An 11,656-nucleotide genomic window follows, 5' to 3' on the forward strand; every position below is an offset into this window, starting at 1 on the left:
GTCAGGCCCAGGCGAACAGGTCCAGCGACGACCCGTCGGGGTCGGCGACGGTCGCGTAGCGCTGGCCCCACGGGGCGTCGAACGGGTCCAGCACCGAGGTGTGCCCGGCCGCCGTGACCCGGCCCCAGGCCTCGTCGACGGCCGCGGCGCCGGGCAACCGGAACGCCAGCGCGACCCGGCCGTTGCCGACCGGTGCGGCCCCCGGGTGGAAGCCCTCCACCGCCGACTGCAGGTCCAGGGCCAGCCGCAGGCCGCCGCGCAGGGTGGTCTCCACGTGCGCCTCGGTGTCGGAGCCCTCGGGGAACTCCAGCCCCAGCAGGCGGTAGAAGGCGAGCGAACGGGTCATGTCGGTGACCACGATGCCGATCATGTCGAGCTCGGCGCCGATCGAGGTGTCCATGCCCACGACGCTAGGCCGCGGGCGGCCCGGCGTCGTGAACGGATCGGACAGGGTCAGCGCTTGCCGCGGAAGCGCCGCAGCATGTCCTGCGCCTTCTGCCGGTTGCGCGGATCGCTCGCCATCCGCTTGGCCTGGTCGGTGTAACGACGTCCCTGCGGGCTCTTCAGGAATGCGGTGATCCGCCCGATGATGCCGGCCATGTGTGGTCCTCCGTGGTGCGGGCCGCGACACGGACGTGCACGGCTCCCTGCACAGGATGCCCGTTTCGTCCGGCCCTCACTCCTCCGGGGGCACCGCCCACCGAACGCACGACGGGCCCCGCCGCGGGATGCGGCGGGGCCCGTGCGAGCAGAGCGTGTCTACAGGTACTGGCCGGTGTTCGACGCGGTGTCGATCGCGCGGCCGGTGGCGTCGTTCTTGCCGGTGACCAGGGTGCGGATGTAGACGATCCGCTCCCCCTTCTTGCCCGAGATCCGCGCCCAGTCGTCGGGGTTGGTCGTGTTCGGGAGGTCCTCGTTCTCGGCGAACTCGTCGACGATCGCATCCAGCAGGTGCTGGACCCGCAGGCCCGGCTGGCCGGACTCGAGCACCGCCTTGATCGCGGACTTCTTCCCGCGGTCGACGATGTTCTGGATCATCGCGCCGGAGTTGAAGTCCTTGAAGTAGAGCGTCTCCTTGTCACCGTTGGCGTAGGTGACCTCCAGGAACCGGTTCTCCTCGGACTCGTCGTACATCCGCTCGACGATCCGCTGGATCATCGCGGAGGTGCAGGCGCTCCGGTCCCCGCCGAACTCGGCCAGGTCGTCCTCGTGGATGGGCAGGGTGTCGGTGATGTACTTCGAGAAGATGTCGATCGCGCCCTCGGCGTCCGGACGCTCGATCTTGATCTTCACGTCGAGCCGACCCGGGCGCAGGATGGCCGGGTCGATCATGTCCTCACGGTTCGAGGCGCCGATGACGATGACGTTCTCCAGGCCCTCGACGCCGTCGATCTCGGCGAGGAGCTGGGGGACGATCGTCGTCTCCACGTCGGAGGACACACCCGACCCACGGGTCCGGAAGATCGAGTCCATCTCGTCGAAGAACACGATCACCGGGGTGCCGGCACTCGCCTTCTCCCGCGCGCGCTGGAAGATCAGCCGGATGTGCCGCTCGGTCTCGCCGACGAACTTGTTGAGCAGCTCGGGGCCCTTGATGTTGAGGAAGAACGCGCGGCCCTCGTCCGGGTCGTCGCCCCGCTGCTTGGCGATCTTCTTCGCCAGCGAGTTCGCGACGGCCTTCGCGATGAGCGTCTTCCCGCAGCCGGGCGGCCCGTAGAGCAGCACGCCCTTGGGCGGACGCAGCTCGTACTGGGTGAAGAGCTCGGTGTGCAGGAACGGCAGCTCGACCGCGTCCTGGATCTGCTCGATCTGCCGGGTCAGGCCACCGATGTCGGAGTAGGCGATGTCCGGGACCTCCTCCAGCACGAGGTCCTCGACCTCGGCCTTGGCGACCCGTTCGTAGGCGTAGCCCGCCCGCGAGTCGACCATGACCGAGTCACCGGACTTGAGCGGGCTGGTGCCCTCCTCCTGCCCGAGCTCGAACAGCGGCGCCGCCAGCCAGACGACGCGCTCCTCGTCGGAGTGGCCGACGACCAGACCGCGACCGGCCGAGCCGTCCTCCCCCGGACGGGAGATGATCTCCCGCAGCGAGTAGAGGTCACCGACCTGCTCGAAGCCCATGGCCTCGACCACGGTGAGTGCTTCGTTGAGCCGGACGGACTGACCGCTGCGCAGCGTCTCGCCCTCGACCGCCGGGGACACGGGAACCCGCATCCGGCGGCCGGAGGTGAAGACGTCGACCGTGTCGTCGTCGTACCGGCCGAGGAAGACCCCGTAGCCGGACGGCGGCTGCGCGAGCCGGTCGACCTCCTCGCGGAGCGCGACCAGCTGGCCGCGGGCCTCCTTGAGGGTCTCGGTCAGCTTCTCGTTCCGAGCGTTGAGCGCGGACAGCCGGCTCGTGGTCTCGGCGAGACGCTGTTCCAGCACTCGGGCGTGCCGGGGTGTCTCGGTCAGCCGTTGACGCAGCGTGGAGATCTCGTGTTCGAGGTGACGGATGTGCTCGGCGGCCTCAGCGGGGCTGAGGTCGCGGTCAGACTGGAAACCCTGGTTGCCGGGACCGTCGTCGTAGGGGTGGTTCACGGCAGCCTCCCTCCGTGTTCCGTCTCACCACGGTACCCGTGACGGGTGACCGCGACGGTGCGTCGAACCGGTGATCCGGGCCTCAGCCGGTCGGCACCATGTGGTCACTCTGCGGCTTCGCGGGCGTCACCGCCACGTCCACACGGAGGGTAGTTCGTAACGTTCTCGTTCCGCGTTCGGGCGCGTCGCGGTCACCATCCGACCGAAACCGGACACAACGCCCAGGTCAGCGGCCGGTCGGCCGCCGCTGCTGCCGGGGCGGTGTGACGCCGTCGGCGAGCCGCCGGGTGGTCAGCAGGAAGGCCGTGTGGGCGATCATCCGGTGCTCCGGACGGACGGCGAGACCGACCACGTGCCAGGGGCGGACCATCGCCTCCCACGACTCGGGCTCGGTCCAGCACTGCATCTCGCGCAGCGCCTCGGTGAGCACGGACAGCTGGGTGGTGGTCGCCACGTAGCCGACGAGGATCCCGCCCGGGACCAGGCAGTCGCGGACGGTGTCGAGCACGTCCCACGGGGAGAGCATGTCCAGCACGACCCGGTCGACCTCGCCGCGGTGGTCCCGGACGTCGCCGACGGTCAGCTCCCAGTGCGGGGGCCGCTGCCCGAAGAAGGTCTCGACGTTGGTGACCGCGTGCGGGGCGTGGTCCTCGCGGACCTCGTAGGAGATCACCTTCCCGCTCGGCCCGACGGCCTGCAGCAGCGAGCAGGTCAGCGCGCCGGACCCGGCGCCGGCCTCCAGCACCCGGGCGCCGGGGAACACGTCGCCCCACATCAGGATCTGTGCCGAGTCCTTCGGGTAGATCACCTGGGCGCCACGCGGCATCGACAGCACGTAGTCGGCCAGGCGGGGCCGCAGGGTCAGGTACGGCGTGTTGGCCGCCGAGTGCACGAGCCCGCCCTCGGGCGAGCCGATGATGTCGTCGTGGTCGATCTGGCCGCGGTGGGTGTGGTACGACCCGCCCGCCTGCAGGACGACGGTGTAGTGGCGCCCCTTGGGGTCGGTGAGCTGCACCCGGTCGCCCTCGCGGAACGGCCCGCCGCGGCGCGGGGGGACCCAGGTGGCCGACTCGTCGGCGGGCTCGTCGGTGGCCGGCCCGGCGGCGGGCTCGGCGTCGACGGGCCGGGGGGCGACGAGCTCCGCGTCGACGGATTCCTCGGTGTGGGACTCGGTGTGAGGGGAGTCGAGGGGCGCGGACTCGGTCGGCGCGTCGGGCGTCGGGGCGTCGTGCACGGACGACGACGCTATCCGCGCGCACCCCCGGCCCCGACGCCGGGGCACAGGGCAGCACCGGGCAGCCCGGAACCGTCGGGGGTCGCGGCTAGCCTGCCGCCATGACCGCAGCCCCCTCCGACGAGTCCGGCCCGTTCCCGGCCGAGGCGGGCCCCGAGGTCGTCACCCCGGCCGTCACCCCGGCCGTCGCGGCACCACCGCGCCCGCCCGCGCTGTCGCCGTCGCGGGCGGCGGACTTCCGCCGCTGCCCGCTGCTCTACCGGTTCCGCGCGGTCGACCGGCTGCCGGAGCCGCCGTCGCGGGCGCAGGTCCGCGGCACCCTGGTGCACGCCGTGCTGGAGCAGCTGTTCGCCCGGGAGCCGGCCGACCGGACCCCACGCGCGGCCCGGGAGCTGCTCGGCCCCTGCTGGGACGACCTCGCCGCGGCCGATCCCGCCGTGGCGGCGCTGTTCACCGGCCCGGAGGACCCGCAGCTCGCGCTCTGGCTGGACTCGGCCTCGGCACTGCTGGACCGCTACTTCGCGCTGGAGGACCCGACCGGAGTCACCGCGACGGCGGTGGAGGCCCGCATCGAGGCGACCCTCGACGGTGCGGACGGCACGGACGGCGCGGCCCCGGTACCGCTGCGCGGCATCCTGGACCGGCTCGACGACGGCCCCGACGGCCTGCGGGTCGTCGACTACAAGACCGGCGCGACGCCCGGGGAGGGCTACGAGTCCGGCGTGCTGTTCCAGCTCAAGTTCTACGCGCTGGCGGTCCTGCTGACCCACGGCCGCGTCCCCGACGAGCTGCGCCTGCTCTACCTGGCCGACGGCACCGCCCTGACCTACCGCCCCGACGCCGAGGAGCTCACCCGCTTCGGACGCCTGCTCGACGCACTGTGGACGGCCATCCGGCTCGCCGCCCCCACCGGGGACTTCCGGCCCCGCCCCGGCCCGGCCTGCCGTACCTGCGACCACCAGGCCCGCTGCCCCGCCTGGGGCGGCACTCCCCCGCCGTACCCCGGCTGGCCGGGCGGCGGGGCATGATCGACGGGTGAGCGCACCGCCCCCGATCCCGCCCGGCCCGTTCTACCTGCCCCGCGGCGAGCACTCCGCCGACGGCGTCACCCACGCCGCGTTCGAGGCGACCCCGTCGACCACTGGACCCTGGTTCGCCGACGCCCAGCACATGGGCCCGCCCTCGGCGCTGCTGGTCCGTGCGCTCGAACGGCTGCCCGCGTCCCGGCCCGGCGGCGCCGGGGACGACTGGCGGATCGCCCGCGTCACCGTCGAGGTGCTCGGGGCGGTCCCCGCCGGGCCGCTCACGGTGACCGCGGGCGTCGAGCGGCCCGGGCGGACCATCGAACTGTTGTCGGCGACGATGCGCGCCGGCGACCGGGACGTGCTCCGGGCGCGGGCCTGGCGGCTCGCCGCCTCCGACACCGCCGCCGTCGCGGTCGGGCAGACAGCGCCGCTGCCCGGCCGGGACACCGCCGTCGTGCGGACCGAGCGGCCGGACGGCTGGCTGCCCGGATTCCTCGACGCGGTCGAGTGGGCCTGGCTCGACGGCGGCCGCCTCGGCACCGAGGGCCCGGGACGGGGCTGGATCCGGATGCGGGTCCCACTCGTCGAGGGCGAGGAGCCGAGCCCGGCACAGCGGCTGATGGTCGCCGCGGACTGCGCGAACGGGCTCGCCGCACCGCTGGACGCGGCCCGCTGGCTGTTCGTCAACACCGAGCTGACGGTGCACCTGCACCGGGCCCCGGCCGGCGAGTGGATCGGCGTGGACGCCGCGACCGTCGTCGGGCCGGACGGGCTGGGCACCTGCTCGGCCACCCTGTTCGACCACGACGGGCACACCGGTCGGAGCGCCCAGGCGTTGACCGTCCGGGCCCGCTAGCGGCCCGCCGGAGACCCCGGCGACACGACGGCGGCCCGCCCACCGGAGTCACCGGGGGCGGGCCGCCGCGGGGGGAACGGACGTCGGACGGGGACGTACTCAGTGGCCGTGGCCGTTGACCGTCATCGCGCGGCAGGACCGGATCTCCGAGGTGAGGATCGCGGTGGCGCCGATGTCGGCGAGCTTGTCCATCACGCGGTTGGTGTCCTTGGTGCGCACCATCGTGCGGACCGCGACCCAGCCCTTCTTCGACAGCGGCGAGACCGTCGGCGCCTGCAGGCCCGGCGCGACCTTCTCCACGGCCTCGAGCAGCCCCTCCGGGCAGTCGAAGTCCATCATCAGGTACTCGCGGGCCACGACGACGCCCTGCAGCCGGTCGGCGAAGACCTTCTTCAGACGGGTGGTCTCGGCGTCCTCGGCGCGGTCGTGCCGCTTCTCCCGCTCGATGAGCGTGGCCTGCGAGGTGGCGATGGCCTCGCCGATGATCTGCAGACCGTGCTGGCGCAGCGTGCGGCCGGAGGACACGACGTCGGCGATCGCGTCGGCCAGACCGAGCTGGATGGAGATCTCCACCGCGCCGTCGAGCTTCACTATCTCGGCGCCGATCCGCTTGCCCGACAGGTAGGAGCGGACCAGGCGGGGGTAGGACGTCGCGATCTTGCGGCCGTCGAGGTCCTCGATCTTCCAGTCGGCGTCGGCCGGGGCGGCGAAGTGGAACCGCGACCTGCCGAAGCCGAGCGGGATGATCTCCTGGGTCTGGCTGCCCGACTCCTCCATGAGGTCGAAGCCGGTGACGCCCAGGTGCAGGTCGCCCTTGCCGACGTAGGTCGCGATGTCCTTGGGCCGCAGGTAGAAGAACTCGATCTCGTTCTCCTCGTCGACCACGCTGAGGTCGCGCGAGTCGGTCCGCTGGCGGTACCCGGCCTCGCGCATCATCGTCGCGGCGGGCTCGGCCAGGGTGCCCTTGTTCGGCAGTGCCACGCGGAGCATTTCCGCTCTCCTGACGGTCGTCATCGGTGGTGGTGGTGTCGGTGGGCCGGGTCGGCCTACAGATGCTTGTACACGTCCTCGAGGGTGAGCCCCCGCTGAAGCATGATCACCTGCAGCCGGTACAGCAGCTGCGAGATCTCCTCCGCCAGCTCGTCGTCACCCTGGTACTCGGCGGCGATCCAGACCTCACCGGCCTCCTCGAGCACCTTCTTGCCCTGGGCGTGCACCCCGGCGTCGAGCGCGGCGACGGTCCCCGAGCCGGCCGGCCGGTCCCGGGCCTTGGCCGCCAGCTCGGCGAACAAGTCGTCGAAAGTCTTCACGGGTACCAGTGTGAACGGTGACCTACGCCGCATGCCGGGCGCATCCGGGGCGGTAAGCCGTGTGGGCAACGGACCGCGCCGGGTGGTTCACCCGGAGTGAGCAACCCCCGGGTGCGGTGCCGTTCATCGCCGCGAACGGCCCGCTCACGCCGGTGCCTGCGCCGTTCAGCGGGCCCGGACCTCCGCGAGGACCGCCCCGAGCTCGGCCGGGCCGACCCCGGCGAGGGTCTCGCGCAGCACCCGGCGCGGTCCGGCCGGCACGTCGAGCTCGCAGGGCACCACCAGCACCGCGCAGCTGGCCCGCTCCGCCGAGAGCGCACCCGTCGGTGAGTCCTCCACCGCGACGCAGTCGCCGGGGTCGACCCCGATCAGCTCGGCACCGCGCCGGTAGGGCTCGGGCTGCGGCTTGGGCTCGCGCACCTCGTCGCCGGGCACGACGGCGACGAAGTGCTCCCGGCCCAGAGTCTCCAGCGCCCGCTCCACCAGCACCCGGATGGTGTTGGTGACGAGCACGGCCGGGATGCCGGCCTCGCGCAGCGCGGTGAGCAGCTCCCGGGCGCCCGGCCGCCACGGCACGCCGTGGGTGAACAGCTCACCGGCGCGGTCGTAGAGCCACTCGCCGGTCTCGCGGTACTCGTCGGCGGGCACGGTGTCCGGGTCGCGTCCGGCCTCCCGGAAGCAGATCCGCAGCGACGAGTCCAGCGAACCGCCGACGGACTCCAGCCGGGCCCCGAGGCTCAGCTCGGGGGCGCCGAGGTGCTTCATGAGGTCGTTGAGGGCGACCTCCCACACCTTCTCCGAGTCGATCAGGGTGCCGTCCATGTCCAGCAGCACGCCCGCGGGCCGGATCGTCGTCGGCTCAGGCATCGGGGGTGTAGCCCAGGTTCGGGCGCAGCCACTTCTCGACGACGGCGACGTCGACGCCGAGCCGGCCGGCGTAGTCGGCGACCTGGTCGGGCCCGATCCGGCCGACGGTGAAGTACCGCGACTCCGGGTGGGCGAACATCATGCCGCTGACCGCGGCCGCCGGGGTCATGGCGAAGGACTCGGTGAGCCCCACGCCGGTCTCCTCGGCGCCCAGCAGGTCGAACAGCGGCCGCTTGAGCGTGTGGTCCGGGCAGGCCGGGTAGCCGAACGCGGGCCGGATGCCCCGGAACCGCTCGGCGTGCAGGTCCTCGACGGCCTGGTTCGCGTCGGGCTCGAACCACTCGCGACGGGCCTGCCGGTGGGCGTACTCGGCGAAGGCCTCGGCGAGCCGGTCGGCCAGCGCCTTCACCATGATGGCCTTGTAGTCGTCGAGCGCGGCCTCGAACTCGGCCGCCATGTCCTCGGCGCCGTGGATGGACACCGCGAACGCGCCGAGGTGGTCCCCCTCGGGCGCCACGTAGTCCACGAGGCTCCGGTTGGCCCGCCCCGCCGGCTTGACGGTCTGCTGGCGCAGCATCGGCAGCCGCACGTCGCCGCCGTCGGGCGAGATCACGATGTCCTCGCCCTCGGCGTGGGCCGGCCAGAAGCCGTAGACGCCGCGGGCGGTGAACCGGTCCTCGGCGATGATCTGGTCGAGCATCGCGTTGGCGTCGTCGTAGAGCTCCTTCGCGACCGGCGAGTTCAGGATCTGCGGGAACTTGCCCTTCAGCTCCCAGGCCAGGAACAGGAACTGCCAGTCGATCAGCTCACGGAGCTCGGCGATCGTCGGCTCGCAGGGCCGGACCCCGGTGAACTCCGGGACGGGCAGCTCGCCGAAGTCGACGACCTCGCGGTTGGCGACGGCGTCGGCGAAGGGCAGCAGGGGTTTGGCCTGCCGTCCCTCGTGCTGCTCGCGCAGCCGCTGCTGGTCGTCGTCGTTGCGCGCGGACAGGGCCTCGGCGCGGTCGTCGTCGAGCAGGTCGGACACGACCCCGACGACCCGGGAGGCGTCCAGGACGTGCAGCACGGTGCCCTGGTACTGCGGGGCGATCTTCACCGCGGTGTGCTGGCGGGAGGTGGTGGCACCGCCGATGAGCAGCGGCAGCTTCAGGCCGCGCCGCTCCATCTCGGTGGCGACGTTGACCATCTCGTCGAGCGAGGGGGTGATGAGGCCGGACAGCCCGACGACGTCGGCACCCTCGGCGACGGCGGTGTCGAGGATGGTCTGGGCGGGCACCATGACGCCGAGGTCGATGACCTCGTAGCTGTTGCAGCCCAGGACGACGCCGACGATGTTCTTGCCGATGTCGTGCACGTCGCCCTTGACCGTGGCCATGACGACCTTGCCGTTGCCGCGGGTGTCGATCTCACCGCGGGCCTTGGCCTCCTCCTTCTCCTTCTCCATGAAGGGCTCGAGGTAGGCGACGGCGCGCTTCATCACGCGGGCGGACTTCACGACCTGGGGCAGGAACATCTTGCCGTCGCCGAACAGGTCGCCGACGACCTTCATGCCGTCCATCAGCGGGCCCTCGATGACGTCGAGCGGCCGGGCGGCCTGCGCCCTGGCCTCCTCGGTGTCGGCCTCGACGAAGTCGACGATGCCGTGCACGAGGGCGTGCTCCAGGCGGGCGCGGACGTCGTTCTCCCGCCAGGTCAGGTCGACCTTGCGCTGGGTGCCCTCGCCCTTGAACCGGTCGGCGTTCTCCACGAGCCGGTCGGTGGCGTCGGGCCGGCGGTTGAACAGGACGTCCTCGACCATCTCGAGCAGGTCGGCGGGGATGTCCTGGTAGACCGCGAGCTGGCCGGCGTTGACGATGCCCATGTCCAGGCCGGCCTTGATGGCGTGGAACAGGAAGGCCGAGTCCATGGCCTCGCGGACGACGTTGTTGCCGCGGAAGGCGAAGGACAGGTTCGAGACGCCACCGGAGATGTGGGCGCCGGGGCAGCGCTCCTTGATCCGGGGGCAGGCCTCGATGAAGGCCTTCGCGTAGTCGTTGTGCTCCTCCATGCCGGTGGCGACGGCGAGGATGTTCGGGTCGAAGATGATGTCGTGCGGGTCGAGCCCGGCCTTCTCGACGAGCAGGTCGTAGGCGCGTCCGCAGATCTCGACCTTGCGGTCGGCGGTGTCGGCCTGGCCGTCCTCGTCGAAGGCCATGACGACGACGCCCGCGCCGTAGGCCTTGACCTTGCGGGCCTGCTCCAGGAAGGGCTCCTCGCCCTCCTTGAGGCTGATCGAGTTGACGACGCCCTTGCCCTGCACGCACTGCAGGCCGGCCTCGATCACCGACCACCGCGAGCTGTCGATCATGATCGGCAGCCGGGCGACCTCGGGCTCGGTGGCCAGCAGGTTGAGGAAGGTGCGCATCTCGTCGGCGGACTCGAGCAGGTCGGCGTCCATGTTGACGTCGAGCATGTTCGCGCCGCCGCGGACCATGTCCAGCGCGACGTCCAGCGCGCCGTTGTAGTCCTTGGACTCGATGAGCCTGCGGAACCGCTTGGACCCGGTGACGTTGGTGCGCTCACCGATCATCACGAAGCCGGTGTCGGGGCCGATCTCGAAGCGCTCCAGACCGGAGAAGCGGGTGCGCTGCGGCGGCTCGGCCGGTACCCGCGGCGGCAGCCCCTTGACCCGGTCGGCGATGTGCCGGATGTGCTCCGGGCCGGTGCCGCAGCAGCCGCCGACGATGTTGACCAGCCCGGACTCGGCGAACTCCTTGAGGTAGTCCGCGGTCTGCTCGGGGGTCTCGTCGTAGCCGCCGAAGGCGTTCGGCAGGCCCGCGTTGGGGTAGGTGGCGACGAACGCGTCGCTGATCTCGGCGAGCGCGACGGCGTGCGGGCGCATCTCGTCGGCGCCCAGCGCGCAGTTCAGCCCGACGACGAGCGGCGCGGCGTGACGCACGGAGGTCCAGAACGCGTCGACGGTCTGCCCGGACAGCGTGCGCCCGGAGCGGTCGACGATGGTCACCGAGATCCACACCGGCAGGTGCGGGGCGACGTCGTGCGCGGCCTGCAGCGCGGCCTTTGAGTTCAGCGTGTCGAAGATGGTCTCGATCAGCAGGATGTCGACGCCGCCGGAGTCGAGCGCGGCGATCTGCTGGGCGTAGGAGTCGTAGACTTGCTCGTAGGACACCGCGCGGTAGGCGGGGTCCTCGACCTTCGGCGACAGCGACAGCGTGACGTTCAGCGGACCGATCGAGCCGGCCACCCACTTCGGCTCGCCGGTGGCCTTCTCGGCCTCGTCGGCGGCCTCGCGGGCCAGCCGCGCCGCGGCGACGTTCATCTGGTCGACCTTCGACTCCAGGCCGTAGTCCGCCTGGCCGATCGTGGTCGCGGTGAAGGTGTTGGTCGTCGTCAGGTCGGCGCCCGCGTCGAAGTAGTTGCGGTGCGCCTGGAGGATCAGGTCCGGACGGGTGAGATTGAGCAGGTCCGGGTCGCCGTTGGTGTCCTTGGGGTGGCCCTTCAGCCAGTCCGCGGAGTAGTCCTCCGGGGTCAGGCCGAGGCCCTGGATGACGGTGCCCCAGGCGCCGTCGATCACAGCGATCCGACGGCCGAGGAGCTCCGTCAGCTGCTCGGTACGCTGCGCAGCCCGCCGGACCCGTTCGGGGTCGACCGGGCGGAGGGTGCTGTCGTGCGCCGAGGTGCCCACCGAGTGATCCGCTCCCGTCGTAGATGACACGATCCCCCAGGGTACCTGCTGGAGGGGTAGCGACCAGGCCCCGCGCCCGCGGGGTCGTAGGCTGGGGAG

General features: G+C 72.0%; 10 protein-coding genes. 2 read left to right on the top strand and 8 right to left on the bottom strand.

Annotated elements, in window-relative coordinates; all coding sequences use genetic code 11:
• Position 1: 1 nt before the first annotated feature.
• From KPL59_RS27470 to KPL59_RS27485, 4 genes are all read right to left on the bottom strand, one after another.
• The gene (locus KPL59_RS27470; protein ID WP_226358187.1) at positions 2-400 is read right to left on the bottom strand and encodes a VOC family protein; all 399 of its coding nucleotides are present in this window, start codon (positions 398-400) and stop codon (positions 2-4) included.
• Positions 401-453: 53 nt separating this feature from the next.
• On the bottom strand, positions 454-600 hold the full coding sequence (locus KPL59_RS27475) for a hypothetical protein (protein WP_020624749.1): 147 nt from the start codon (positions 598-600) through the stop codon (positions 454-456).
• Between the two features lie 159 nt (positions 601-759).
• Positions 760-2,580, bottom strand: a complete 1,821-nt coding sequence (gene arc / locus KPL59_RS27480) for a proteasome ATPase (RefSeq protein ID WP_075306283.1) — start codon at positions 2,578-2,580, stop codon at positions 760-762.
• A 226-nt stretch (positions 2,581-2,806) separates the two neighbouring features.
• A complete protein-coding gene (locus KPL59_RS27485; RefSeq protein ID WP_226362482.1) occupies positions 2,807-3,814 on the bottom strand; it encodes a tRNA (adenine-N1)-methyltransferase in 1,008 nt (335 codons plus the stop codon).
• A 101-nt stretch (positions 3,815-3,915) separates the two neighbouring features.
• Between KPL59_RS27485 and KPL59_RS27490 the strand changes: the two genes are divergently transcribed.
• Together KPL59_RS27490 and KPL59_RS27495 are read left to right on the top strand one after the other, a co-directional pair.
• The gene (locus KPL59_RS27490) at positions 3,916-4,842 is read left to right on the top strand and encodes a PD-(D/E)XK nuclease family protein (protein ID WP_226362483.1); all 927 of its coding nucleotides are present in this window, start codon (positions 3,916-3,918) and stop codon (positions 4,840-4,842) included.
• Between the two features lie 7 nt (positions 4,843-4,849).
• On the top strand, positions 4,850-5,695 hold the full coding sequence (locus KPL59_RS27495) for a thioesterase family protein (RefSeq protein WP_226362484.1): 846 nt from the start codon (positions 4,850-4,852) through the stop codon (positions 5,693-5,695).
• A 99-nt stretch (positions 5,696-5,794) separates the two neighbouring features.
• On the opposite strand, the gene hisG is transcribed toward KPL59_RS27495, so the two are convergent.
• The 4 genes from hisG to metH form a co-directional block, all read right to left on the bottom strand.
• Entirely contained in the window at positions 5,795-6,685 is an 891-nt protein-coding gene (hisG, locus tag KPL59_RS27500; RefSeq protein ID WP_020625547.1) for an ATP phosphoribosyltransferase, read from the bottom strand.
• A 56-nt stretch (positions 6,686-6,741) separates the two neighbouring features.
• A complete protein-coding gene (locus tag KPL59_RS27505) occupies positions 6,742-7,005 on the bottom strand; it encodes a phosphoribosyl-ATP diphosphatase (protein ID WP_020625548.1) in 264 nt (87 codons plus the stop codon).
• 165 nt (positions 7,006-7,170) lie between these two features.
• Positions 7,171-7,872 (bottom strand): HAD family phosphatase, encoded by a 702-nt coding sequence (locus KPL59_RS27510; RefSeq protein ID WP_226362485.1) that lies wholly within the window; start codon positions 7,870-7,872, stop codon positions 7,171-7,173.
• Positions 7,865-11,557 carry a methionine synthase gene (gene metH, locus KPL59_RS27515; protein ID WP_226362486.1) on the bottom strand — a complete coding sequence of 1,231 codons (3,693 nt, stop codon included), beginning with the start codon at positions 11,555-11,557 and terminating at the stop codon, positions 7,865-7,867. The genes KPL59_RS27510 and metH overlap by 8 nt, the downstream gene beginning before the upstream one ends.
• Positions 11,558-11,656: the final 99 nt, after the last annotated feature.

The sequence above is a fragment of the Pseudonocardia sp. ICBG1142 genome, assembly GCF_020496255.1.
Taxonomy (GTDB): domain Bacteria; phylum Actinomycetota; class Actinomycetes; order Mycobacteriales; family Pseudonocardiaceae; genus Pseudonocardia.